Genomic DNA, 23,093 nt, shown 5'->3' on the forward strand with positions numbered 1-23,093 from the left:
TTTCGCATGTTCCGCTGCGACTTTTAATATTGTATAATAAACTACATTAAAAAGGACAAGTCCTTGTTTATATTACTCATTAGGGGGTGGATCCATGAACCGCAAAAAAAAGAATAAATACACCGCGTTATACGCCTTCGGGGGAGTCTTCGTACTGTTGGTTGCCGCACTCGTTTTCTTGAACGGTCAAGGAGAAGCAAGCGATTTATACGGCGGCAAGAAGGTCTCCAGCCTGAACCCGGCTACACAGGAGCTCCTTAATGATCCGAATTACCAGCAAATCATTTTGCCGGATCAGCTGAAGAGCAAGGTCGACAACAAAGAGAACTTTTTCGTGTATTTCTTTGCTTCCGATTGTCCGCACTGCCGGGCGACGACCCCGGAATTGATGCCATTGGCCGATGACGCCGGCATTACGATGCACCAGTACAATCTCCGCGAGTATCAGGAGGGCTGGAGAGAATACAACATCGAGTTCACCCCGACGCTCGTATACTTCGAGAACGGCATAGAGAAGGAACGCATGGTCGGCGGATTGAAACCGGAAGGTTCCAGCGAAGGCTACTCCATCGACGACTTCAAGCAATTCCTGGATAAATACAAAGGGAGCGTGACGAAATGAACCGCACCCGCGCCATTCTCTTTACCTTCGTCATATCGGGCATGCTGCTGACCGCATGCGGCGGCAAAGAATCCGCTGCAAGCCATCAGCACGGCGCCGCTTCCGAACGATACGAGACCACGGCCAGCCTGACGGTGATGCCGGAGTTTCTGACCAATTACACCGACAATACGCAAGCAACCTATGCCACGGTCGGAGAACTTGAGGACATTATCAAGGAAATCAAGTGCTACTGCGGCTGCATGGACGAGGAGACCGGCTATCATGATTCCCTTCACCGCTGCTTCATCGCCGAGAGCAAGGACGGCGAAGTCAAATGGACGGACCATGGTGCCCAGTGCGGCATCTGCCTGACCGAGCTGCAGGATGCAAAACGGCTCCATGACGAAGGAAAATCCGTCGAGGAAATCAAACAGTTCATCGATGACAAATATAAAGGCACCGAGTCCTGATCCATCGCATGATCATACAAACAAAGAGCTGCCCACAGTAGATCCTTCTACAGACGGGCAGCTCTTTTTTTACTTATTCTCTCGGCGCTACTTGGCATGTGCCCGCTCCGGCTTGCGCCGCTGCGGAATGTTCGGCTTGATCCGCTCCGATGCCAACAAAACCGCCCGCTTCAGCTCCGTATCCCCAATTTCGATCGTCAGATCCCTATAGGGGAACGGATGAACGTCATACGATAACAGCTGCTTGGCGTAGTCCCGCACCTCGCCTACCAGCTTCCCCATCGAGATCCCGAGTTCATCCCGGGGATAGCTTTCGAGCCGGGAGGCGGCGCTTGTGAACATCTTGTATGCTCCTCGTACGTTGTTGTTCCGGAAGTGAAAGAGCCCGACGGCCACTTGCAGCAGCCCCTTGTACCTGGGATCGCGATCCCGCTCCAGCCACAACTCCTCTAACACCTCATGGCATTCGAAGTAATCCCGGTCCCGGTTGAAATAGACGAGGTAAGCGACATATAGCGGCTCATAGCTCATCTTCATTTACTTTCTTCTTGGCTGCCGCCAACAGCTCCTTCACTTCGTCCAGAAGCACCTTCATCTCATCCATGTCATGATCCTGCCATATCGCATTAAAGCGGCTCTGGAATGCGATCGCTTCATTGACCAGATGGAAAAAGTACAGCTTGTGTATCGCGTTCAGCACCTGCGTCGTAATATTGGAATCGTCCTCGAACTGCCGCTGCGCCTCCAAAATATCCTCACGGATGCTCGACATTTCCGTATCCAGCGTATTGGCCGCTTCTCCGGCCTTCTTCAGCCGCGCCCGAATGTCATCCGGCAGGCTTTCACGGTACTTGTAGCTAAGGGAATGCTCAATTGTAGCCCAGAAGTTCATGGCCAGCGTGCGGATCTGAATTTCGGCAAGCACCTTCTTTTGCCCCAAAGCCGTTTGCACCGGATATTCAATGATCATATGAAAGCTCCGATAGCCGCTCTCTTTGAAATTGGTAATGTAATCCTTCTCGTATAGCACAGTCAGGTCTTTCCGCGCCCGGATATATTCGGCCACCCGCCGAATATCCTCCACGAATTGACACATAATGCGAATGCCTGCGATATCCTCAATCCCGGTTTCCAACTGGTCCATCGGCACATTGAGGCGTTTCGCCTTGTCCAGTATGCTCGAAATCCGTTTGACCCGACCCGTTACGAATTCGATGGGTGCGTATTCCTCCCTTTTTTTCAGTTCGGCACGCATCGTCTTGAATTTGACCTTCAATTCCTCAACGGTCTGCTCATACGGAAGCAAAAATGTCCCCCAGTCTCTAACGTCCATCGCCTTGCCTCCTGTCTTTACCCCTTTACCGATGATTAGCGCCGACGGCTTCGGAAATATGGCTGAAGCCATCCCGTGCAAGCAGCTCCCGGAGACCGGAATGAAGCTTGCGGTTCACCTCAGGCCCTTCATAGATAAGTGCTGTATAAATTTCCACCAGGCTTGCGCCTGCGCGTATTTTGTCATAAGCGTCCGTTGCCGTAAAAATCCCCCCGGATCCGATAATCGGAAGCGAACCGCCGGTTTGCTTGTAGATCCGCGACACGATCTCCGTCGAGCGGTTCCGCAGCGGCTTGCCGCTCAGGCCTCCGGTTTCCTTGGCGTTGCTGTGCGTCAGGCCGTCCCGCGAAAGCGTCGTATTCGTGGCGATAATGCCGGAAACGCCGCTGGCGCTGATCGTATCCACCATGAATTCCAGCTCCTCATCGCTCACGTCCGGCGCAATCTTCACCAGAACGGCCTTCTCGCCCCCATGGATCTTCGCCTGCCGCGACATTTCGTTCATGACGGCTTCCAGCAGGGATGACAATTCGCTTCCATGCTGAAGGCTGCGCAAATCCGGCGTGTTCGGCGAGCTGATGTTGACAACAAAAAAGTCGCCATACGGAAATAAAGCTTGAATGCAAGCTTCATAATCATCGTTGGCTTTCTCGTTTGGCGTCGCCTTGTTCTTCCCGATGTTGACGGCAACCGGAATGCGGCGTTCCTTGAGTGCGGACAGCCTTTTGGCCATGGCCTCGGCCCCTTCGTTATTGAAGCCCATCCGGTTGATGAGCGCCTCATCCGGAGGAAGCCGGAACAATCGCGGCTGTTCATTGCCCGGTTGTCCCTTCGGGGTTACCGTGCCTACTTCCATAAATCCGAAGCCGATGGAGGAGAAGCCTTTGACGGCGTGAGCGTTTTTGTCCAATCCGGCGGCAAGTCCGACCGGCGTCGGGAAATGAAGCCCGAACAGGTCCACTGCCAAATCCGGCGTTTCGTTTACACCGTACATCCCCCGCATGACAGCGTCTGCGCCGACCACGCCGGAGGCACGTCCAAGGCCGCCAACCACAAGGTGGTGGGCTTTTTCGGGGTCCAGTCTAAAAAATATAGGTTTGCCTATGTTGCGGTACAGCACATCCACTCTTCCTCTCATCCAGTTATTTCTCTATCCTTCAGTTTATCCGTTTCTTCCTCAAAAAGAAAGTTCTTCGGCATAAACTGAGCGATCGTCCCGGCTTGAAAGCGATATGGCAATTTTAGGACAAACCCCTTACAATAAAGGAAGATTGCACAAATCATTTCACGATCATGAGAGAAAGAGGGGAAAGACATGTCAGCCAAACGTAAGCCTCCGACCTTGCAGCAGAAAAAAGAAGAGGTTAATAAGAAGGCCATACTATGGATCAGCTCCGGCATCGCTCTTCTGATTATCCTGATTATCGTTCTGATTGTGATCGCCCAGCCTTAATCCAGCCAGTGATACACCTTGCCCGGGTTGGTCTGACCCTGGGTATGCTTGAGCTTAAAACGCTCTTTCGGCGTCCACAGGTCCTCGGGCAGGACCCCTTCCCTTATTTTCACGACGGTTCCCATCGGAACCAGGTCAAACAGCTCCTCCACATCCTCAGTCAGCATACGGATACAGCCCTCGGATTCGTTCGCGCCGATGCTGTCCACGTCCAGCGTCCCATGTATCGCGTACAGCGTATCGGAAAGCTGCATTCCCCGCGTGCCGTAGGGACCCTTCGTGGTTCCGTTCGGATTGACTACCTTATCGTTGATATGAAAATCACCCAGCGGCGTTTTCGCTCCGCCGAGCCCGACCGCATAATTACGCAGCAGGATGCCGCCGCTTACGACGGCCAGCCGATGCCGTTTCCGGTCAATGATGACCTGAAGCGGCTGTTCGAAAAAGGGATCACCGTCCGGCGAAGTCCCCCAATATCCAGGTTCCTCCAAGCTGTTCCCCGGCTGCCCCGGTTGCCCCTGACCGCCAGTTCCTTGGGATTGCTGCCGCATTAACGTTTCGAACATCTGCTCCATCGCTTTCGAGCGGCCGGACAGCCAATTGCTCGGGAACGGTTGCGTCAATTCATCCAAGCTTTTGGGCAGGCGGCCGTGCCGAGCCTTATACTGTTTGGCCGCTTCCTGCAGAACGGCCGTCTCTACCTGCAGATCGGCCCACTGCCCCGCGCTCCGCTTAAGCCTCGAACTGTCCGCAGGCTCGCAATCGCACTCTTCGGCTGCTCCCTCGTAAGGCTGAATAGCGATCGCGCCTTGATCATTCCGATGCAGACCGTATAACCGTTCCATGTCCCGGCTCCACAGCAGCCATTTGCCCGAACGCTTCATCCCCAGCGCAACCGACCAATTCGGCAGCTGCTGCGGATGCTGAAGCAATGAGGACAGCGGACCCGCGGAGTCCTTGCCTTGGCCGGAAGCAACGGCTGTGTACAGCGGTTCCTTGCGCGAATCCGGCTTCTCTTTGTTGAGCGCATTGGCGGACGCCGGCTCATGCGGCGGGAACAAAACTTCCGCAACATTCCCTGTAGCGGAGCCCGGCGCCTGGGCGGGCGGAAGGAAAACCAGCAGGAGCAGCACCAGCGCCGCTAGCAAACGCCGGGTCCTCTTTCGCTTGCGCTCTTTGTCCTTCTCCATCTCCAATAAGCGCTGCTCGTAATTTTTCCATATGTCGGAAGGGACCTGACTCAGCTCAAAGGCTTCGTAGACCCCTTCGGCTTTGTTGTAGCAGTAGTTCGCCTTGCCCTGCTCGCCGGCCTGCTCATACTCCTTGCCCAGCAGGTACCAGGCCATTTTATTATCAGGATGCGTCTCCACATATCTTTTGAGGTACAGCGAATTGTTCATTCGAGAGCCTCCTATAATGACATTTTTACCTCTATTATCCTGTATATCGGAATAAACGCTCCGATTATGTATGAGTCCCCGGATATGAAAAAACGCCCCCTGCCTTAGTCGGGCAGAGGACGTCGGTATGAGTTCAAGATGGAATATCAGGGATCGAGCGGAATTTGTTATTCTGCGTTAAACGGCTCGTCTGCAATCCGAATTGAATCTGTTGGGCAGCCGTCGCAAGCATCCAGCATGTCGTCATGCATATCTTCCGGAATTTCCGTTACCCCGCGGTTGTTGTCCCCGTCGAAAATAACTTCTGCCAGGCCTTCGTCGTCGTAATCGTAAATGTCGGGTGCCGTTGCGCCGCATGCGCCGCATGCGATGCAGGTATCTTTATCTACCCAAGTAAACTTCGCCATAGTCTCTCTTCCTCCTGTATATCTATAAACATCTTTATAAACATAGTATAAGCTGACGGTTCTGCCGCCACCATCTACATATATTAATACAATTGTTTTAGGAATACAAATAAATTTCCTAACATTTTCCGACAAAAATCGGCTGTACTTGCAGGCCAATGAGCTGTTCTGTGACGAACAAAAACGGCTAATCGCGATCTCGGTCCTGACGATCGGTATTTTTATTATCGTTCCCCAGTTCCCTTACAAAATCCATCTGTAAAGAAGTACCTCTCCGCTTATGATTGCGGATTAAGGACGATGGGTCATCGCCCAGCATGCCGGCGGTCAGTACCGCGCTCTCGCCGAATTTATTGCGCAGCTCGTCCATCACCCGGGTCAGCGACTCTTTCTTGGGCTGCTTCTCGTAGTCGAACAGGTCCAGCTGAATGGCGGATTCCTCCTTCGCCGTGAGCTGCTGCAGCGTGACGCCGAGCAGACGGAGCGGCTTGTCCTGCTTCCAATGCCGGTTATACAGCTCGCACGCTTCCCGGTAGATGTCCTCGGTATTTTCCGTCGGAATGCCAAGATGCCTCGACCTGGTGATCGTCTTCATGTCCGGCGTGCGCAGCGTAATTTGAATGCCGCTGGTCACCAAGCCTTGCCTGCGGAGCCGGCGCGCTACCTGATCGCTTAAGTTCAGCAGCACCCTTCTGGCCTCCTCAGCCGAGGTAACATCCTGCGGGAGCGTGGTCGTGTGTCCGATGGACTTGCTCTGTTCCCGCTCCGCGACGACCGGGGCGTGATCGATGCCGCTGGCCGCTCGTTTCATCCATGACCCCATCACGCCAAAGGTCGAGGTCAGCAGGCTTTCGTCGGCGGCAGCCAGCTGCCCAATGGTCTGGATGTTCAGCTTGCGCAGCTTGTCGGCCGTCTTGCTCCCGATGCCGAACAGTTCCGCGCAGGGTTTGTTCCAAAGCACCTGCGGGACATCCCGAATTCGCAGCACGGACAGCCCGTTGGGCTTTTTCATGTCCGAGGCCATCTTGGCCAGCAATTTATTGGGCGCAATGCCGACCGAGCACGGAAGCGACAGCTCCTCGCGGATGCGCTCCTGGATTTCCCGAGCGATATCCAGAGGGGTGCCGAACTGCTTCGAGCCGGTAATATCCAGGTAACATTCATCGATCGAAGTCGCTTCCAGCTGCGGTGTATAGGCATAAGCTATGTTCATGAATGCATTGGAATACTTGCGGTACAGATGGAAATCCGGCTGGATGATCATCAGGTCAGGGTAGATTCGCAGCGCCTGCCTCACGTTCATGCCGGTGCGGATCCCCAGCGACCTCGCTGCATAGGAGCAGGTGACGATGACGCCTTTTCGCAGCTCGATGCTGCCTGCGACGGCCGTGGCTTTGCCACGATAGAGCTCCGGCTCCTCCGCCTCATGCACGGAGCAGTAAAAAGCATTCATATCCACATGCAGGATAACGCGGCCGCTGGCCGGATAATAATCGTCGATAGGTCCCACGCAGCATTCCTTCTTTCTTCGGTACGGTTCTTCATAATCTATAGGGAATAGGGTAGCCCCATTATTTAAGGTTCGGTCTGAATGATGGTTACGGTACTTGAGGCAAATGGTGCCTCTTCCATTATACCGTTTTTAGAGATCGATGCCTGTATGATCTTGTCCGCTAAGCAAATCATGTACGCACGGCTGGCCCCGATTTAACGCCTCCAGCATACCGTCCCCCTTCGCAAGGGTCAAGGATGGGCCCCTTGCGGGAAAAGTTTGTTTTACTCTGTTACTTTCCCGCAAAGAAATGCTATAATACAAAATTATAAACAATGCGGTCCAATCCCGGACACCCAAAGGAGGACATCATGTCTAAGTCCATTTCCATCTTTGATACGACACTTCGCGACGGAACCCAGGGCGAAGGAATCAGCTTGTCAGCGGACGACAAGGTCAAAATCGCCAAGAAGCTCGATGCTCTTGGTGTTCATTATATTGAAGGCGGTATCCCGGGAAGCAACAGCAAGGACATCGAATTTTTCAAAAGAGTCCAGGATCTCGGCTTAACCTCAAAAGTAACCGCTTTTGGCAGCACCCGGCGCAAAGGTTCCATTGCCGACCAGGATGCCAATCTGCTTCGCATTCTGGAATCCGGCGTTTCTGCCGCTACCTTGGTCGGGAAGTCTTGGGACTTCCACGTCCATACGGCGCTTCAAACGACACTCGAAGAGAATTTGGCCATGATTTATGATTCCATCGCTTTCCTGAAGCGGAAAGGCCTCGAGGTCATTTTTGATGCCGAGCACTTTTTTGACGGTTTCAAGAACAATCCGGAATATGCTGTTGCCGTATTGTCCAAGGCACGGGAAGCAGGCGCCGACTGGCTTGTCATGTGCGATACGAACGGCGGCAGTCTCCCGCACGAGATTTCGGACATTGTCACATCGCTGACGGGTCCATTGCCTGGCGCTCCGCTCGGCATTCATACGCACAACGACTGCGAGCTTGCCGTTGCCAACACCCTAAGCGCCGTGCAGGCCGGTGTCCGGCATGTGCAGGGAACGATGAACGGATACGGTGAACGATGCGGGAACGCCAACCTGTGCTCCATCATTCCGAATCTGCAGCTGAAGCTCGGGTATGAGTGCATCGGTGACGACAACCTCCGCACGCTGACGAATACCGCACGGTATATCAGCGAAATCGCCAACGTTAACATGCCGGTTAACCAGCCGTATGTCGGCAACGCCGCCTTCGCCCATAAGGGAGGCATCCACGTTTCGGCGATCCTGCGCGATTCCAGAACGTACGAGCATATCGAACCGGAGAAGGTCGGAAACAAACAGCGCGTGCTGGTCTCCGAGCTCGCGGGGCAGAGCAATATCGTATCGAAGGCGCAGGACATGGGGCTTGACTTTGATCCGGCAAGCGAGCAATCCAAGCATATTATCGGAAAGATCAAGGATCTCGAGCATGAAGGGTATCAATTCGAAGGCGCAGACGCTTCCCTGGAGCTGCTTCTTCGGGAAGCGAACGGAGAGCTCAAGGAGCTGTTTACCTTCGAATCCTTCAAGATGCTGGTCGAGAAGTCGGCCGGACAGCCGGTCGTCTCCGAAGCCTTCGTCAAAGTCAACGTCGCCGGCGAGAGCATTTATACCGCTGCGGAAGGCAACGGTCCGGTCAATGCCCTCGATAATGCGCTGCGTAAAGCGCTGGTCCAATACTTCCCGACGCTCAAGGAAATGCATCTTGCCGACTATAAGGTGCGGGTGCTGGATGACAAGGATGCAACGGCAGCCAAGGTCCGGGTTCTGATCGAATCCAAGAACTTCGAGAATGCCTGGAACACCGTCGGGGTATCCAGCAACGTCATCGAGGCCAGCTGGGAAGCGCTGGTGGACAGTATGCGTTATGCGCTGCTCGGCCAGATTTCCCCGGAGCAGGTGCATGAGTCTGCGGCAAGGCAAGGCTTGGTAAATCATTAGGTTATGTCCAATATAAAAAGCGCGTATCCACCATGTTCAGGACATGGCGGCCGCGCTTTTTTTGGTTTCGTCAGCTGGCTAAGCAAACGATTAATTTATCAGCTTGGCCACCTTTTTACGAAGATCCTTGGGATCGGGTGCGCCCAGAATGATTTCCTGAATCACGCCGTTACGATCGATCAGCACGTTGGTCGGGAAAACCTGCCCTTTATACAGCTCCTCGAACACTTCTCCTTTTGTATCGAGAAGGATCGGGTATTGAAGGTTAAAATCCTGAACAAATTGACGCGCTTTCTTCGCATTGTCATACTTGGACACGTTCACGCCGTAGATTTCGAGCTCACTTGCATACTCTGCAGCCAACTTGTCGAGCTCCGGCGCCTCCTGCTTGCACGGCTCGCACCAGGATGCCCAGAAATTGACTAGCATTGCTTTATCGCGCGCTCCGCCGCCGGAATAGGACTTATCGTCCATCCCCTTCAAGGTAAAGGTCGGGGCAAGCAGGCCGGCTTTGGCCCCCGTCTCCGTCGGAAGCGGCTTCTCCTGCATGAAGACGGCCTGGATATCGTCGCCGGCTTGATTATAGACAACAGCGCCTGCTGCGATAAGAAGCAGGACGATAATGATGATGTTACGTTTCATAGGTATAGGTTCCTTTGCTAAACTTAGTTATAGAGGTTGTTCAAAAAGTCCGCTTTTGAACACGCACTTATAGTCCCTATTGTACCCTGAAACCCCGATCTTTCAAACACGCGATCGACGCCATCATAAGATCGGACCAATTATATGATCCAGGAGGATTATACATGAACCCGTCTCACACGTCCCTGGAGCGGCTTCTGCTGCGCGAGGCCGTCAAAGAGCATATGTCGGACCATATGCATCATCGTTTGCCGGAAGAAGCTTGCGGCGTCCTTATCGGACATGCCGATGAAGCAAGCCGGTCCATAACCGTTACGCAATTTATTCCCGTAAAAAATACAGCGGAATTTCCGCTGCATTCTTTTCATCTGGACCCCGTTCAGTGGACTCGCTTGGTATTGGCTGAAAAAGGCATCGTCGGTTTGTTTCACAGTCACCCGCATACCACGCCTAACCCCTCGGGCGAGGATCTGCTTCAGCTCCAATCCTTCGGCGGGTTGCTCCGGGTGTATGCTATTGCTTCTCCTGCAGTTCCCGGCGCCTCCGGCTTAAACGCATTGCAGCTCCATGCCTACAAAATTATCCGGAGTGAGGAAGAACGCGAATCCTTCAGCCAGCTGCCGCCAAGCTCCAAGTCGCTTCCGGGAAGGGCATTTTATTCCCTTGCCCCGGTCCCTTTTGCAATTCTAAAGGAATGACGAACTGGCGGACACCTCCAATCTCCAATCTCCTATCCCAATGCTACCCCTCGCTTAGATAGACGTATAAGTCTCCTAGCGTGGTAGCCTGGCCGCGCGCCTGAATGTCTTTCATGTAATCCGCCCACAGCCGGGCGGTCATGCGCGCATCGGACAGAGCATGGTGCCTTCCCTCCACCGGAATGCCGCTGCTTCGCAGCAGCTCATCCAGACTGTAATCCTTCTGTTCGGGATATAACCTCTGCGCGAGCATCATCGTATCGAGCAGCCGATGCGTTAATCGAACCTTGGAGGTCTTCCACAAGGCGGCGTTCAAGAAACCCCGGTCATGCGCGGCGGCATGGGCAACAAGCACCCGCCCCCCTATAAAGGCCATGAAATCATGCAGCCCCTCCATTAAAGGCGGGGCTGCATCAACCATTTGCTGCGTGATACCCGTAAGCTCGGCAATGAATGGAGACACCGGGGCACCGCTGTTCACGATCATATGAAAGGTTTCATTCTCGATCACCTGCTCCCCGATGACCCGGATCGCACCGAAAGACAATATTTCATCGCCGTGCTGATGATTGAACCCCGTCGTCTCCAGATCGAATACGACAACCTCCAGCTCGTCCAGCGGGGTGCCCAGAACCTCCGGCCTCCGGTTATCCTTCATCTGGGATCGGATGAATGCCAACTGCTGGGCTGTCTGCGCCCCGCGCATGGAGGCGATGGCGGAATTGATGTTACCCGAACGAAGCGATCTCCAGAAACCGCCGTTCGATTGTACCGGTTCAGTCATGGGCTTCTCCTCTCCGCAAAACGATGCTCGCGCTGCAATGATCGGTGCACCCGTCTCACCACTCCAAGCGTATCGCGAAGCTCGTACTGCATGGTTTTTTTCTTGAGCTGCTCCTGCGGGATATACCCGCTGCTCGTAATCAGCCCGTCCTCCACTCGAATGGGCGTATCGTTTCTCAACCGAAGCGCCGTCAAAAAAGCGCGCTGCACGCTTTCCAGCAGCAGATTCCCTCCTCCAAGCAGCATCACCTTTTCCATGCGTTTTTGCGTCGAGGTTTCGATGATGCCCCGCTGCAGCGCCATGGTGCGTATGCTGTTCACCAGCGGAATATAAACGCCATACTTCACGTCAAACTCGCCGGCATGCTTTCCAAACCGCTCCGTCACGATTCGCCCCATGACATTCAGCGTTGCCTTATGCTTGACCGTGTTCCGCAGCACGGCATGGCCGATGTCCGGATGCTGCTCGACGGAGCTGCGGAAATGGTCCACCCACGCCTCCGAAAGCTCGGTATCGCCCGATATATGGCGCAGGTCCGAAGCAATAATGAAGTTTCGTATCGGTTCCCACTGCCGGTCTCCGCACCATTCGCTGATCTGATTCTTCCAATCGCCAAGCCGCTTGCTCCATAATGGCTCGGAACACATCACTTTTCCGGAGCATTTCGGGTACCCGAGATATTCCAGCAGATTCGCCAGCCGAAGCCCAAATTCCCGAAAGAAGGGGAGCGCCTCCTCTTCCAGCTCATCGCCAATGATCAAACCGTTGTCCTGATCGCTCCACAGCGTAGCTTCCTGCCTTCCGCAGCTGCCAAAAGCTACGAAAGCATAACGCGCAGGAGGCCGGCCAAAGCCAGCCTCCCACATGTCCTGCTCACAGATTGCCGCGGCACGCTGTCCAATCAGATCGTGCATCGTATTCACGGATGCGATCCACTCTCTCAGCTCCATGTTACTGCGCATCTCGATGAGATGGTTCTGACAAGCGATCCGTTCATCTCGTAATTGCTGGGCTGTTGCTGCTTTCCGAATTTCCGACAATGCCGGAAACAGATTTACGGATTTCAGAGGTTTCATGCCGCGGCCTCCTTCTGACTTGTTTCATGAACAATGATAATGGTGAGCTTCTTATAAAGCCGTGTCACTACCGGGAACCGCCTTGCTTCCGGAACGAAACTCTGGGGATTTCCCTTCCGATTCCACCAAAAGTTTCATTTGTTCCGGATATCCGTAGGTTCCATGTTCACTGATATCAAGACCCATCAATTCCTCTTCCTCCGTTACGCGGATGCCCATCGTAACTTTCATGATATACAGAATGATGAACGAGATCACCAGAACGAATGCAAACGTGCCGATCAGACCCAGAAGCTGAACGCCGAGCTGGCCGAAGCCCCCGCCGTAGAATAAACCCTCCTTGCCTACGCCCGTGATTTCAACAAGCCTAGGGGCCGCGAACAATCCGGTGGACACGGCACCCCACATACCGGCAATGCCGTGTACGGAGAATGCATATACAGGATCATCGATACCTTTGCGGTCAAACCATTGCGCCGTAAAGAACGTAACCGTACCCGCTACGGCGCCGATCACAACGGCCGCCCAAGGCTCCACGAAAGCACAAGCGCCTGTGATGGCAACGAATGCAGCGAGAATACCGTTTAGCATGCTAGGAATATCCGCTTTGCCAAGAACCGCCCAAGAGATCAGCAATGCGGCCAGTGCGCCTGCCGCCGCCGCGATATTCGTATTCAATGCCACGAAACCGAAGAAACCGTCTGTGAGTGCCGAGATGGTGCTGCCCGGGTTAAACCCGAACCAGCCGATCCAGATGATGAATACGCCGAGTACGGATAAAACTTGGTTATGACCCGGTATGCTGTTAGGCTTCCCGTCTTTATTATATTTGCCAAGTCGAGGCTTCAGAAGAATGGTAGCCACCAGTGCTGCCGTTGCGCCTGTCAAGTGAACGACCGTCGATCCGGCAAAGTCCTGCATGCCCAGAGCGCCGAGCCAGCCACCGCCCCATACCCAGTGAGCAACGATCGGGTAAATCACGATGGTGAACAGCAATCCAAACACGATATAAACGCTGAGCTTTGCCCGTTCTGCCATACCGCCGCAAGCGATCGCCAAGGATACGGCCGCAAAGGACAGATGGAACAGGAACATGATGGTCGTCGGCACATCGTATGCGGACAAGGAATCAAATGAGCCTGCTGCATTGTCTCCGCTTAAGAAAAAGCCTTCAAATCCGAAAAAGCTGTTGCCGTTACCGAAGGCTAGACCAAACCCTAGCGCCCAGAAGGCTACGATCGAAATGCCGAAGGTCAGAAAGGTCTTGCCTGCGACGTGTCCCGCATTTTTCATGCGAACCGAACCGGCCTCCAGCAGAGCGAACCCTGCTTGCATGAAAAATACGAGCAGCGCTGCCAAGAATACGAATACGGAGTTCAGACCAGCCGTCAATTCAACGTTCGTGGCTCCCCCATCAGCGGCGAACGCGCTCGCCGGGAATGCGAGTAGAGCGATTACTCCCGCCATTAAACCTAGCCATCTTTTTTTCATGTTTTACACTCCCCTTTGTGTTAACTAATATAACATCGCCTTGAATTCTTATTGTCATTATAGGGGGGAGATTAAAAATCCGCAACGGTTTTTTTCAAAAAAAACTTACTTTATGTAATATAATCTAACATTAAGTGCATACAGTGCAAATCGTTTAACATCATGCTCAGTGAAGAATAAACTAGGCTTCAAGGTTTTTTGTCACAACTATGACGTTTGACTGTATGGTTGAAGATCATGTATCATATTTCTATTAAAATGAAAATATAAATGCATTCATTAATGTCCAATTCAATGAAGGCTTGCGAGGTGATGAATGATGGGGATCACGAGCGGAAACCTTTTCCGGATCGGTGAGCTGGCCAAGGCTGCCGGAATCAGCGAAAGAACCATTGACTACTATACGAAGCTGGGTTTGATCTCCCCTGAAAAACGGACGTTAAAAAACTACCGGCTGTACAGTTCTGAAACCTTAAGCACTCTCGAACGTATTAATCAGTTGAAGCAAGAGAAATATACTCTCGATGAGATTAAGGAGAGACTGGATCGCTGGAAGTCGGTTGCCGATGATTCCGAAATGACGGAGAAGCTAACCAAACTCGAAATACAGATGAAACAGCTGGAACGGGATGTCAAGGAGCTCAACCCGCTTCTTAGCGAATTAAAACCCAGTCAAGCACGGGAGGTGCTCGCTAACATTCTTCCCAAGGGAGCTGCCTGTATCGAGTCGCTGCAAATTTTGCTGAACCAGTTCACTTCGATGTAATGATGCAACACCAAATTGACAACTTTGTATGGGGGTATGATAAATGTATTCTGACTGGATGTTTATACTCATTATTATTGCGTTTATATTCTCTCTCTGGGCTCAGTTCCGGGTCAAAGGCACGTTCAACAAATGGGCCAAGGTTGAAAACAGCACCGGCATGACCGGATACGATGCAGCGCGTCATATGCTGGATGCCAACGGACTCCATGACGTTCCGATTGAACCGGTGCCAGGCACGCTCTCTGACCACTATGACCCGACCAAACGCGTAGTCCGGTTGTCGGAGCCTGTTTATTACGAACGTACCATCTCGGCCGTCTCCGTCGCTTGTCACGAGGTAGGCCATGCGATCCAGCATGCGGAGCACTATCCGATGCTCGTAGCCCGTCACAAGATGTTCCCGGTCGTTAACTTTGCATCCGGTATCGCTCCGTTTCTCTTGATTGCCGGATTCCTGTTCCAAGCCATGAACCTGGTCGGTCTCGGCATTATCTTCTTCTCTTGCGCCGTTGCCTTCCAGCTTGTCACGCTGCCGGTCGAGTTTAACGCAAGCAACCGTGCCCGTCAGCTGATGGTTCAAGAAGGCTATATTGCCAATGACGAAGAACGCGGAGTCGCTAAGGTATTGAACGCTGCGGCCCTGACCTACGTCGCTGCAGCTTTGATCTCGCTGCTCGAGCTGATCCGTTACATCATGATCTTTACGAGCAACCGCGAATAAACACGTTTGACATGAAGGACAACGATAAAGGGCTTTCCTCTCTACCTTGATTGGCGGAGACGGAAAGCCCTCTTTTTTATAATCACTTGATGATGTCCATCTTGAATTCTAGACTCTTAGGGGAAGAGAAGCTTCATTCCGCTTTCTCTTCCTTTTTCGGCGACGGATCAATGCCAAAATATTGAAGCAGAAACGCACGGAAGGCTTGCGCAACCGGTGGCAGCTTCTCGTCCGCGCGGTGAATCAGACCGATGGAACGCGTTACCTTCGGCTCCGAGATTCGGACGCGTGCCGGTTGAAGCGGATTCGTCTGGAACAGCGCCATTTCAGGTAGCAGGCTGACCCCCATGCCGGCAGCAACCAGCCCGCGGATCGTATCCGTCTCCTCGCCTTCAAAAGCAATTTTCGGCGTGAACCCGGCCTCCAGGCAGGCATGCCATACAATCGGGCGCAAGGAGTAGCCCTTGCTGAACAGCACAAAGCGCTCCTCTTTCAATTGCTCCAGCTTGATGGACTGCTCCCCCGCAAGCGGGTGATTCGGCGGCAGGATCGCAAACAGCTCCTCTGTCAACACGATATCTCCGTCCACTTGATCGTGGCGATCCGGAAACGGAGACACAAACGCCAAATCCACTTCAGCCCCGACGACGTCCCGGATCAAAGTCGGGAACATGCCCTGCTTAAACCGGAACTTCACGTTCGGGTACTTCTTCCGAAATTCAGCCACGATGGACGGAATCAAATGTATGCCCAGGCTGTGAGGGAAACCGATACGGATCTCCCCCTGCTCCGGGTCCAGGAATTCATGTATCTCGACGACCGCACGGTCCAAATCCTTCATAATGCTCTCCACCCGTTTGCAAAAAAGCTGGCCTACCGGGGTTAACTGCAGATTCCGGCCTTTCTGCATGAACAAATTAACACCCAGTTCTTCTTCCAACTGATGTATTTGACGGCTGACGGCCGACTGAGCCACATGAAGCTCTTCTGCCGCTTGGGTAACGTGTTCCTTTTGCGCAACCTTTACAAAGTATTGCAACTGTCGTAATTCCACGCCTTTTATCGCTCCATTCTTATTCCCTAGAAGACTTGAAGACTTTATCCAAATCATCCAATTCTATTATAACAGACCCTCTTAGGTCCGATTATGTTCGACGTTTGAATAATCGAATCATGAGACCGTAGAGGAAAAATCCGCCTACCAATCCGCCGACATGGGCTACAAGGCTGACCCCTGGGGTAAACGAGAACAAGATCCCCAATATAAGCAGGGTGAACAGCGTCTTGCGGGACGACTCATCAATGACATGCTGCTGGAACAAGGCGATGTACAGATAAGCGCCATAAGCTCCGTATATGGCTCCTGAGGCGCCTACAAGGAAGGTATAGCTATCCATGCGCTCATAATAAGCCAATCCGATTACATTACCGAGAACACCGCTGAGCAGATACAGAATGGCAAATTTCCAGCTCCCCATGATTCTCTCCAGCGGGGGAACGAATACCAGCAGTGCGAAGCTGTTGAACAACAAATGGTCAAATCCGTTATGGAGGAACATCGCCGTAAAGTATCTCCATGCCTGGTCGACGAACTGCGGCAAATCCGACAAAGCCCCATATTTCAGCAGCGTCATCGGATTCCTCGAACCGCCGTCAAAGGATGTGATCACAAACATCACCAGGTTGATCACAAGCAGCAGCGATGTAACGGGATAATAACGCAAATAACTTTTCCAATTCTCATAACGTACGAATATCATAGCATCCTCCTCATCCTAAACCAGGCCAGGGGTGCCCTTTAGTGGACATTCCCTTTTTAAAAAGATTATAATGTACCATGAACCTGATCACCAAACTTTGATATCCAAGGAGGAGATTTCTCATGGCTCAAGAACGTTCAGGAGCTGCCACTTTCAAGGGCAATCCTATTACACTCATCGGACCACAGCTCAAGGCTGGTGATGCCGCGCCGGATTTTACCGTGAGCAAGAACCTGCTCGAAGACGTATCTCTTAAAGATTATGCAGGTAAAATCAAGCTGATCAGCGTCGTTCCTTCCCTCGACACCGGGGTATGCGACGCACAGACGCGCCGTTTCAACGAAGAGGCGGCCGGACTTGGCGACGATGTCGTGATCCTTACGATCAGTGCCGACCTTCCGTTCGCCCAGGCCCGCTGGTGCGGAGCTGCAGGCGTTGACCGGGTCATTACGCTGTCCGACTATAAATCGCGTTCTTTCGGTGAAGCGTATGGCGTGCTCATCAAGGAGTTTCAGCTCGACATGCGTTCGATCTTCGTCGTGGATGCTAACGATACCATCACCTACGTAGAATACCTTGGCGAAATGACGGAGCACCCGAATTACGAAGCTGCCATCGATGCCGTGAAATCTCTGCGTTAACACGCCGAAGGCTACATATGCGGCACACCTTTAAAAAGCGGGAGAGCAGCTCTCCCGCTTTTTCTTATTCTACTAAGCATCCACTTTATACTTGCTCAGTTTTTTGTCCAGTACAGCGTACAGGTTCAAGATGACCCGGTAGTTCGCCCCCAGATCCCCAAGGGAACCGCGGGATGCCGAATACATGTCAACTGCGCTGCGAACCGGACTGATGCCGAGCACGGATACGGTAATGTCCAGCGTACGTCCAAAGGAGGTTCTTTTCTCTAACGTGATTTCTCCCACGGATTTTACCTCATGCAGAACTTTGTAACCCGGAATTTTTTTCAGTGTCGAGGAAACCTCTTCAAAACACTTTTCTTTTGAAAGATTGTAATAACGCGTCTTCAGCTTGGGATCTTTAGCACGGTCGCTTGTGCCGTCATAGCTGCGCACGATACCGATTAGAACTCGTTTTAATGACAAAGACCGTTCCTCCTTTATAAATGACCGTTCCTTTCCATACTCTAGTTTAACATTGTTTATGCTTTCAGCAAACCTTTATATACAGCAAAAAGGCACCTCTTTCACTTCGAATTCGAAATAAAAGAGGTGCCCATTCATTGGCTTGACGAAACCCGCCTATGCCGTCCGGTAAACATTGTCTTCGAACCTGCTATAGCAGGTGGGTGACCGCAGAACCGCTTATGAATTCCCCTTGTCATATAGACAGGGCATTTCAGCCACGATTACGTATAGATCTCCCTAGACATCGTCATTGGTTCAAAACAACGGAAAACCGAAACGAACATCGCAGGATGTAGTCTTATTATAGGGGGTTTTGCCGGAAAAGTAAACCTCTCGTTATTTAAGGTTTCGATCCGTTCTCTCCCTTTTTGGCAGAATCCATGCTTTCCAGAAGAGCTTGCTCAGTTTCCGACTCCTCTTCCTCGGCCTTCTTCATTTTTTCCTGCTGCTCCTGCATTTTGGTAAAGGTCGCATAGAAGTTAAAGAACGCGAACAAGGCCATCAGGCAGAACAGGAAGAACACGAAGAGCACCGGCATTTGCGTGCCGATATACGCCAAGACAGCGCTTCCGATCAAAGTCGAAAATACGCGGAACGGACGAATCAGAGTCAGCAGCACCGCATTTTTTAGGAGCTGAGTCGTTTTCATCTCATAATGAACGGTCATGGAGAAGAAATTAAACAGGGAGACAAACAGTACGATGAGAAGCACCAGCATCACGATGCCGACAAGCTGGAAGCCATCGAGCTGCGTCATATAAACCGTGTAATCCACGTACATAATCACGAACAGCAGCGTATAAAAAATACCGCCGATCATGCTCTGCTTGTAATTTTCCTTATAACCCTTAAAGAACGTTTTGAACACGGACACGTCCGGATTGCCCATTACCCATTTCCGCACAACGGTAAATAAAGCCGCCGTAGCCGGAAATAAAACAAACGGTGATAATATTCCCAGGATCCAGTTCGACAGCAGCTGCTCGTTATGCGCTTCCGGTGTCTGAACGGCCATTAGGAATTTGGTTAGAACGATAAACAGGAAAGGCGATGTACAAATAACCCACAAGATGTTCGAAAAAGCAATACGGGTAATCCACTCGGTGAGCTTATATAAGCCACCCATGGCTCCTTTCATTTCCAAATCCGTTTCCTCCTCACTCAAATCATGCATGTATCTATTAATATACCTTATTTTGTACATGCATTGCCAGAGCCTAATTTATACGAACCTGGGTGTATATCCAATCCAGTGGCCCTGTTTCTCCATACGATATCACGTAATCCATTCAACAAGCTTGAATTTCCAAATTTAAAGAGGAGGGATTATGTATGTCTTGTGAAGGCGGAGGTTACGGCTACGGAAATAACGTTGGTATTGTCCTGGTTCTGTTCATCCTGCTTGTAATTATTCTTAGCACATTCTATATCTAATGTCTCCTTAGTCATTATCGTGAAACAGATGGGCTGATCGTGGGTTTAAACTGCGCGGTTAATGGGGATGCACTCAGGGTGCATCCTCTTTAACCATGCACCAAAAGACGAAGCGCGGCTCCACTTGGCGTGGGCTGCTGCTTCGTCTTTTGGTGTTTCGGCAGGTTACTCCCGGTAAAGGAAGTTAGCCGTTATTATTCGTCTCCGCTCCGGTTAGGGCGACGCTCGCCGCCGCTGTAGGAACGCGGTTTGCGGTCACCGCTGTTGTTGCGGTCACGGTTGTAACCACCGCCATCGCGATCACGGTTGTAACCACCACCGCCGTCACGGTTGTATCCGCCTTTGGAGTAGCCGCCACGGTTACCGCCGCCGCCGCTTCCGCCGTCACGGCGATATCCGCCGCTGTTGCCGCGTCCGCCATAACCGCCGCTAGGCTTGCGGCCATTACGGATATCCGGCTTCCGGCGTTTGGCGCGGATCGGATCCTCAGGGGTAAGGTGAATATCGGATGCTTCCTTCTTGTCGCCTGTCAGGATTTTCATTGCAGCTGCAAGCAATTGTACGGAATCGTACTGCTCCAGTAATTGAATGGCAAGACCTTTGTACTCGGTCAATTCCCCTTGCTCAATGATTTCAAGCACGCGCTCAGCGATGATGCGCTGTTTACCTTCGATCGCTTCGGCAATCGTTGGCAGCGGCTTGCGCGGAATACGGTGGCGCGTCACACGCTCGATGAAATACAGATGATCCATTTCACGCGGCGTCACGAAGGACCAGGCTGTACCTTCCTTGCCCGCACGGCCCGTACGTCCAATACGGTGTACATAGCTTTCCGGATCTTGCGGCAAGTCGAAGTTTACGACATGGGTAACGCCGGATACGTCGAGACCGCGCGCTGCCACGTCTGTCGCCACGAGAACATCGATGCTGCCGTCGCGGAATTTACGCATGACGGTATCACGTTGGTGCTGGGACAGGTCGCCATGGAGGCCATCTGCCGAATATCCGCGTTTTTGCAGGGCTTCTGCCAATTCGTCGACGCGGCGCTTGGTACGTCCGAAGACAATCGCAAGCTCAGGCGACTCCATATCCAGAAGGCGGCTCAAGGCTTCGAATTTTTGACGTTCAGGAACTTCGATATATGCTTGGTCGATCAGTGGAGCACTAACGTGCTTAGGAATAACGGATACATGCTCAGGTTCCTTTAGGAACTGGGATGCCAACTTCTGAATGTTAGCGGGCATAGTTGCGGAGAACAGCAAGGTTTGACGTTCTTCAGGAACAAGCTTTAGGATCGACTGGATGTCTTCCATGAAGCCCATGTCCAGCATTTCATCCGCTTCGTCCAATACAACGGTTTGTACGTCATCAAGACGGATGGTTTTTCTGTTGATGTGGTCAAGTAATCGACCCGGTGTACCGATAATAATCTGAGGCTTTCTTTTCAAAGCGCGGATTTGACGCCCGATATCCTGTCCGCCGTAAATAGCCAAGGAACGGATTCCTTTAAAACGGGACAGCTTGCCGATTTCTTCAGCAACCTGAATGGCAAGTTCACGGGTCGGTGTCATAATGAGAGCGACGATACGCTCCTCTTCCTTGGCGATTTTGTGGATAAGAGGTAGGCCGAATGCTGCTGTCTTACCTGTACCAGTCTGTGCTTGTCCAATCATATCCTTGCCGGTTAGAGCAATCGGAATCGATTGGGATTGAATCGGTGTGGCTTCCTCAAAGCCAAGCTCAGTGATTGCTTGCAGCACGCGCGGCTCCAAGCCAAAATCTGCGAAATTTTTCAATAGGTTCATACTCCTTCTATCTGTGGACTTCCACTTTCTTCTCTGTATTCTTAAGTAGTGGTAACGTTTATAGGCTTTCCCGGCCAGCAGGATTTTCTGCACGAGGTGAACCGGTATATTTCTCTTATCACCAGTATGGTGACTGGTTAATGTATAATCATCCTGATAAGCTTGCAAAGTTATCAATGTAACGGACTACTCAAGAATATCCAATACATTATATCACAAAACATTTCTGGAATACCAGCAAGCTTAAAGAAGTCATAATAACCGGGAGGTGATTCCTATGTTGAAGCGTCTATGGACCTATTTCTCGATCGTATTCGGGGGCATGATTATCGCCGCCGGATTCAATTTGTTTCTGATTCCCCACCATCTGCTCAGCGGCGGCGTATCCGGCGTGGCTCTCGTGATCGGTTATTTCACGCCGCTTAATATCAGCATCATGTATTTTGTGCTCAACATTCCGATCCTGATCACCGGCTGGTTCAAGCTGGGCAAAAGGTTCGTCGGTCTCAGCATCCTCTCGGTTATCGTCACAACCTTGTTTCTGGAGCTTATCCCGGTGAATCACGTTGCAACCGACATGCTTCTGTCCTCGGTTTTCGGCGGCGTGCTTGTCGGGTTCGGCACCGGTCTCTCCTTTCGGGTCGGCGGTTCAACCGGGGGCTTCGATATCATCGGCTCCCTGGTCACGAAATATCGGGACTTCCCCGTCGGCAGCGTACTGGTGACGCTGAACGCCATCGTCATCATGGCGGTAGCATATCTGGAGCAGGATTGGAACTTGGCGCTCGCTTCCATGGCCTCCATCTATGTTGCCGGTAAAATGGTGGATATGCTTCACATCAGCCACATCAAGGTGACCGTCTTTATCGTCACGAACCGGACGGAGGCCTTGCTGGAGAAGCTGCTCAAGCGCCCCCGCGGCATAACCAAGATCAAAACCCAGGGAGCTTTCAGCCATAAAGAGAAGGATATGCTCATGACCGTCACGACACGATATGAGCTGGCTGAGCTGAAGCAAATCATTACGGAAACCGATCCCGAGGCTTTCGTCAATATCGTGGAAACGACGGCCGTCATGGGGCAATTCCGCAAGAACTAAATATTTACCAGGTGTGAGAGTACGGTAAATATGTGGTATAATATTTGTGCGCGGTTCCTACAATATTCATGAGATCTGATTCCCGGGCGTACGCTCAGGCCCAATTTTAATTGTTTTTCCGTTTTACAAAAGAACGTCCTGCCTAACCAATTCGGAAGGAAAGGGTGATTTTTATGGAAATGGAAACGGTAAAATTGTCACAAATCGTCATGAAGTGGTTCCCGGAAATGATACCGTTCTTCAGACAGAACGAATTGAATTCCATGATCGTTCTTAGGGACGGGCTGAGTATTCTGGAGCAGGAGGACGCTCTTGAGATCATTCAGTTCAGCATTTGCGAGCATCAGAATCAAACTCCGCTTCATTAATTTTAAAGCAACACGCGATCATTGCACGACAAATGCCGTTCTTCTCCGGTCCAGGTAAAATCCACCGGTGAAAAACGGCATTTTTTTATGAGAAAATGTGAATTCTATAGGCACGTCATTTCCCGTTAAGCAGCAAAAGGCCGCATGTAAC

Annotated in this window: 26 protein-coding genes and 1 other RNA gene; 11 read left to right on the forward strand and 16 right to left on the reverse strand. The window is 51.9% G+C overall.

Features of this window, described 5'->3' with window-relative positions; genetic code table 11:
• Positions 1-94 precede the first annotated feature (94 nt).
• Together AC3RCL_RS22655 and AC3RCL_RS22660 are read left to right on the forward strand one after the other, a co-directional pair.
• Positions 95-622 carry a thioredoxin family protein gene (locus AC3RCL_RS22655; protein ID WP_096776045.1) on the forward strand — a complete coding sequence of 176 codons (528 nt, stop codon included), beginning with the start codon at positions 95-97 and terminating at the stop codon, positions 620-622.
• Positions 619-1,074: a PCYCGC motif-containing (lipo)protein gene (locus tag AC3RCL_RS22660; RefSeq protein ID WP_492532138.1), complete on the forward strand. Its 456-nt coding sequence runs from the start codon at positions 619-621 to the stop codon at positions 1,072-1,074. The genes AC3RCL_RS22655 and AC3RCL_RS22660 overlap by 4 nt, the downstream gene beginning before the upstream one ends.
• 87 nt (positions 1,075-1,161) lie before the next feature.
• On the opposite strand, the gene AC3RCL_RS22665 is transcribed toward AC3RCL_RS22660, so the two are convergent.
• From AC3RCL_RS22665 to AC3RCL_RS22675, 3 genes are read right to left on the reverse strand one after another with little or no spacing between them, the layout of a single operon-like run.
• Positions 1,162-1,605 (reverse strand): DUF309 domain-containing protein, encoded by a 444-nt coding sequence (locus AC3RCL_RS22665; RefSeq protein ID WP_090909553.1) that lies wholly within the window; start codon positions 1,603-1,605, stop codon positions 1,162-1,164.
• The gene (gene yjbM / locus AC3RCL_RS22670) at positions 1,595-2,407 is read right to left on the reverse strand and encodes a GTP diphosphokinase (RefSeq protein WP_096776046.1); all 813 of its coding nucleotides are present in this window, start codon (positions 2,405-2,407) and stop codon (positions 1,595-1,597) included. Before yjbM ends, AC3RCL_RS22665 begins: the two co-directional genes overlap by 11 nt.
• Before the next feature lie 25 nt (positions 2,408-2,432).
• Positions 2,433-3,527, reverse strand: coding sequence for a quinone-dependent dihydroorotate dehydrogenase (locus AC3RCL_RS22675; protein WP_213579864.1), 1,095 nt, complete (start codon positions 3,525-3,527; stop codon positions 2,433-2,435).
• 195 nt (positions 3,528-3,722) lie between these two features.
• Between AC3RCL_RS22675 and AC3RCL_RS22680 the strand changes: the two genes are divergently transcribed.
• Complete coding sequence (locus AC3RCL_RS22680) at positions 3,723-3,860, forward strand: hypothetical protein (protein ID WP_015736685.1); 138 nt, start codon at positions 3,723-3,725, stop codon at positions 3,858-3,860.
• Here the strand turns inward: AC3RCL_RS22680 and AC3RCL_RS22685 are convergent.
• The 3 genes from AC3RCL_RS22685 to AC3RCL_RS22695 form a co-directional block, all read right to left on the reverse strand.
• On the reverse strand, positions 3,857-5,260 hold the full coding sequence (locus tag AC3RCL_RS22685) for a L,D-transpeptidase (protein ID WP_192571034.1): 1,404 nt from the start codon (positions 5,258-5,260) through the stop codon (positions 3,857-3,859). The two genes, AC3RCL_RS22680 and AC3RCL_RS22685, sit on opposite strands and share 4 nt — an antisense overlap.
• Positions 5,261-5,427: 167 nt before the next feature.
• Positions 5,428-5,667 carry a ferredoxin gene (locus tag AC3RCL_RS22690; protein ID WP_009594795.1) on the reverse strand — a complete coding sequence of 80 codons (240 nt, stop codon included), beginning with the start codon at positions 5,665-5,667 and terminating at the stop codon, positions 5,428-5,430.
• 187 nt (positions 5,668-5,854) lie between these two features.
• The gene (locus AC3RCL_RS22695; protein ID WP_492532141.1) at positions 5,855-7,177 is read right to left on the reverse strand and encodes a DNA polymerase IV; all 1,323 of its coding nucleotides are present in this window, start codon (positions 7,175-7,177) and stop codon (positions 5,855-5,857) included.
• 353 nt (positions 7,178-7,530) lie between these two features.
• Here AC3RCL_RS22695 and cimA point away from each other — a divergent pair, with 353 nt between their 5' ends.
• Entirely contained in the window at positions 7,531-9,147 is a 1,617-nt protein-coding gene (cimA, locus tag AC3RCL_RS22700; protein ID WP_015736688.1) for a citramalate synthase, read from the forward strand.
• A 90-nt stretch (positions 9,148-9,237) separates the two neighbouring features.
• On the opposite strand, the gene AC3RCL_RS22705 is transcribed toward cimA, so the two are convergent.
• Entirely contained in the window at positions 9,238-9,789 is a 552-nt protein-coding gene (locus AC3RCL_RS22705) for a TlpA family protein disulfide reductase (protein WP_096776051.1), read from the reverse strand.
• A 164-nt stretch (positions 9,790-9,953) separates the two neighbouring features.
• On the opposite strand from AC3RCL_RS22705, the gene AC3RCL_RS22710 reads away from it, so the two are divergent.
• Positions 9,954-10,487: a M67 family metallopeptidase gene (locus AC3RCL_RS22710; protein WP_492532144.1), complete on the forward strand. Its 534-nt coding sequence runs from the start codon at positions 9,954-9,956 to the stop codon at positions 10,485-10,487.
• A 43-nt stretch (positions 10,488-10,530) separates the two neighbouring features.
• Here the strand turns inward: AC3RCL_RS22710 and AC3RCL_RS22715 are convergent, their stop codons facing one another.
• From AC3RCL_RS22715 to AC3RCL_RS22725, 3 genes are read right to left on the reverse strand one after another with little or no spacing between them, the layout of a single operon-like run.
• The gene (locus AC3RCL_RS22715) at positions 10,531-11,271 is read right to left on the reverse strand and encodes a 3'-5' exonuclease (protein WP_015736691.1); all 741 of its coding nucleotides are present in this window, start codon (positions 11,269-11,271) and stop codon (positions 10,531-10,533) included.
• Positions 11,268-12,347, reverse strand: coding sequence for a DUF294 nucleotidyltransferase-like domain-containing protein (locus tag AC3RCL_RS22720; protein ID WP_492532146.1), 1,080 nt, complete (start codon positions 12,345-12,347; stop codon positions 11,268-11,270). Before AC3RCL_RS22720 ends, AC3RCL_RS22715 begins: the two co-directional genes overlap by 4 nt.
• Positions 12,348-12,398: 51 nt before the next feature.
• A complete protein-coding gene (locus tag AC3RCL_RS22725; RefSeq protein WP_492532148.1) occupies positions 12,399-13,838 on the reverse strand; it encodes an ammonium transporter in 1,440 nt (479 codons plus the stop codon).
• Positions 13,839-14,154: 316 nt separating this feature from the next.
• On the opposite strand from AC3RCL_RS22725, the gene AC3RCL_RS22730 reads away from it, so the two are divergent.
• Both AC3RCL_RS22730 and AC3RCL_RS22735 read left to right on the forward strand, forming a co-directional pair.
• Positions 14,155-14,604 (forward strand): MerR family transcriptional regulator, encoded by a 450-nt coding sequence (locus tag AC3RCL_RS22730; protein ID WP_009594823.1) that lies wholly within the window; start codon positions 14,155-14,157, stop codon positions 14,602-14,604.
• 43 nt (positions 14,605-14,647) lie between these two features.
• The gene (locus tag AC3RCL_RS22735; protein WP_009594846.1) at positions 14,648-15,328 is read left to right on the forward strand and encodes a zinc metallopeptidase; all 681 of its coding nucleotides are present in this window, start codon (positions 14,648-14,650) and stop codon (positions 15,326-15,328) included.
• Positions 15,329-15,461: 133 nt separating this feature from the next.
• On the opposite strand, the gene gltC is transcribed toward AC3RCL_RS22735, so the two are convergent.
• Positions 15,462-16,382 (reverse strand): glutamate biosynthesis transcriptional regulator GltC, encoded by a 921-nt coding sequence (gene gltC, locus AC3RCL_RS22740; RefSeq protein ID WP_009594790.1) that lies wholly within the window; start codon positions 16,380-16,382, stop codon positions 15,462-15,464.
• A gap of 91 nt (positions 16,383-16,473) precedes the next feature.
• On the reverse strand, positions 16,474-17,088 hold the full coding sequence (locus AC3RCL_RS22745) for a rhomboid family intramembrane serine protease (RefSeq protein WP_145037234.1): 615 nt from the start codon (positions 17,086-17,088) through the stop codon (positions 16,474-16,476).
• A 122-nt stretch (positions 17,089-17,210) separates the two neighbouring features.
• On the opposite strand from AC3RCL_RS22745, the gene tpx reads away from it, so the two are divergent.
• Entirely contained in the window at positions 17,211-17,729 is a 519-nt protein-coding gene (gene tpx / locus AC3RCL_RS22750; protein ID WP_009594784.1) for a thiol peroxidase, read from the forward strand.
• A gap of 72 nt (positions 17,730-17,801) precedes the next feature.
• Here tpx and AC3RCL_RS22755 read toward each other — a convergent pair whose 3' ends face one another.
• The 3 genes from AC3RCL_RS22755 to AC3RCL_RS22765 form a co-directional block, all read right to left on the reverse strand.
• Entirely contained in the window at positions 17,802-18,194 is a 393-nt protein-coding gene (locus AC3RCL_RS22755) for a DUF1499 domain-containing protein (RefSeq protein WP_006211699.1), read from the reverse strand.
• A 145-nt stretch (positions 18,195-18,339) separates the two neighbouring features.
• A non-coding RNA gene (ssrS, locus tag AC3RCL_RS22760) (6S RNA) lies at positions 18,340-18,531 on the reverse strand.
• A gap of 45 nt (positions 18,532-18,576) precedes the next feature.
• Positions 18,577-19,380: a YesL family protein gene (locus tag AC3RCL_RS22765; RefSeq protein ID WP_015736695.1), complete on the reverse strand. Its 804-nt coding sequence runs from the start codon at positions 19,378-19,380 to the stop codon at positions 18,577-18,579.
• Between the two features lie 188 nt (positions 19,381-19,568).
• Here AC3RCL_RS22765 and AC3RCL_RS22770 point away from each other — a divergent pair, with 188 nt between their 5' ends.
• The gene (locus AC3RCL_RS22770; protein ID WP_015736696.1) at positions 19,569-19,670 is read left to right on the forward strand and encodes a hypothetical protein; all 102 of its coding nucleotides are present in this window, start codon (positions 19,569-19,571) and stop codon (positions 19,668-19,670) included.
• A gap of 194 nt (positions 19,671-19,864) precedes the next feature.
• On the opposite strand, the gene cshA is transcribed toward AC3RCL_RS22770, so the two are convergent.
• A complete protein-coding gene (gene cshA / locus AC3RCL_RS22775) occupies positions 19,865-21,466 on the reverse strand; it encodes a degradosome RNA helicase CshA (protein ID WP_009594830.1) in 1,602 nt (533 codons plus the stop codon).
• A gap of 286 nt (positions 21,467-21,752) precedes the next feature.
• Here cshA and AC3RCL_RS22780 point away from each other — a divergent pair, with 286 nt between their 5' ends.
• Together AC3RCL_RS22780 and AC3RCL_RS22785 are read left to right on the forward strand one after the other, a co-directional pair.
• On the forward strand, positions 21,753-22,574 hold the full coding sequence (locus tag AC3RCL_RS22780) for a YitT family protein (RefSeq protein ID WP_015736697.1): 822 nt from the start codon (positions 21,753-21,755) through the stop codon (positions 22,572-22,574).
• Between the two features lie 173 nt (positions 22,575-22,747).
• Positions 22,748-22,942 (forward strand): hypothetical protein, encoded by a 195-nt coding sequence (locus tag AC3RCL_RS22785; RefSeq protein WP_006211704.1) that lies wholly within the window; start codon positions 22,748-22,750, stop codon positions 22,940-22,942.
• Positions 22,943-23,093 lie beyond the last annotated feature (151 nt).

This window comes from Paenibacillus sp. MT86 (genome assembly GCF_058792535.1).

Excerpts from the sequence above, each read along its gene's own strand:
- AC3RCL_RS22685 (WP_192571034.1), bottom strand. The coding sequence starts at position 5,260 with ATGAACAATTCGCTGTACCTCAAAAGATATGTGGAGACGCATCCTGAT.
- AC3RCL_RS22770 (WP_015736696.1), top strand. The coding sequence starts at position 19,569 with ATGTCTTGTGAAGGCGGAGGTTACGGCTACGGAAATAACGTTGGTATT.
- AC3RCL_RS22725 (WP_492532148.1), bottom strand. The coding sequence starts at position 13,838 with ATGAAAAAAAGATGGCTAGGTTTAATGGCGGGAGTAATCGCTCTACTC.
- AC3RCL_RS22655 (WP_096776045.1), top strand. The coding sequence starts at position 95 with ATGAACCGCAAAAAAAAGAATAAATACACCGCGTTATACGCCTTCGGG.
- AC3RCL_RS22730 (WP_009594823.1), top strand. The coding sequence starts at position 14,155 with ATGATGGGGATCACGAGCGGAAACCTTTTCCGGATCGGTGAGCTGGCC.
- AC3RCL_RS22710 (WP_492532144.1), top strand. The coding sequence starts at position 9,954 with ATGAACCCGTCTCACACGTCCCTGGAGCGGCTTCTGCTGCGCGAGGCC.
- AC3RCL_RS22665 (WP_090909553.1), bottom strand. The coding sequence starts at position 1,605 with ATGAGCTATGAGCCGCTATATGTCGCTTACCTCGTCTATTTCAACCGG.
- tpx (WP_009594784.1), top strand. The coding sequence starts at position 17,211 with ATGGCTCAAGAACGTTCAGGAGCTGCCACTTTCAAGGGCAATCCTATT.
- AC3RCL_RS22690 (WP_009594795.1), bottom strand. The coding sequence starts at position 5,667 with ATGGCGAAGTTTACTTGGGTAGATAAAGATACCTGCATCGCATGCGGC.
- AC3RCL_RS22745 (WP_145037234.1), bottom strand. The coding sequence starts at position 17,088 with ATGATATTCGTACGTTATGAGAATTGGAAAAGTTATTTGCGTTATTAT.
- AC3RCL_RS22715 (WP_015736691.1), bottom strand. The coding sequence starts at position 11,271 with ATGACTGAACCGGTACAATCGAACGGCGGTTTCTGGAGATCGCTTCGT.
- AC3RCL_RS22705 (WP_096776051.1), bottom strand. The coding sequence starts at position 9,789 with ATGAAACGTAACATCATCATTATCGTCCTGCTTCTTATCGCAGCAGGC.
- AC3RCL_RS22720 (WP_492532146.1), bottom strand. The coding sequence starts at position 12,347 with ATGAAACCTCTGAAATCCGTAAATCTGTTTCCGGCATTGTCGGAAATT.
- AC3RCL_RS22785 (WP_006211704.1), top strand. The coding sequence starts at position 22,748 with ATGGAAATGGAAACGGTAAAATTGTCACAAATCGTCATGAAGTGGTTC.
- AC3RCL_RS22680 (WP_015736685.1), top strand. The coding sequence starts at position 3,723 with ATGTCAGCCAAACGTAAGCCTCCGACCTTGCAGCAGAAAAAAGAAGAG.
- AC3RCL_RS22735 (WP_009594846.1), top strand. The coding sequence starts at position 14,648 with ATGTATTCTGACTGGATGTTTATACTCATTATTATTGCGTTTATATTC.
- AC3RCL_RS22660 (WP_492532138.1), top strand. The coding sequence starts at position 619 with ATGAACCGCACCCGCGCCATTCTCTTTACCTTCGTCATATCGGGCATG.
- yjbM (WP_096776046.1), bottom strand. The coding sequence starts at position 2,407 with ATGGACGTTAGAGACTGGGGGACATTTTTGCTTCCGTATGAGCAGACC.
- AC3RCL_RS22780 (WP_015736697.1), top strand. The coding sequence starts at position 21,753 with ATGTTGAAGCGTCTATGGACCTATTTCTCGATCGTATTCGGGGGCATG.
- cimA (WP_015736688.1), top strand. The coding sequence starts at position 7,531 with ATGTCTAAGTCCATTTCCATCTTTGATACGACACTTCGCGACGGAACC.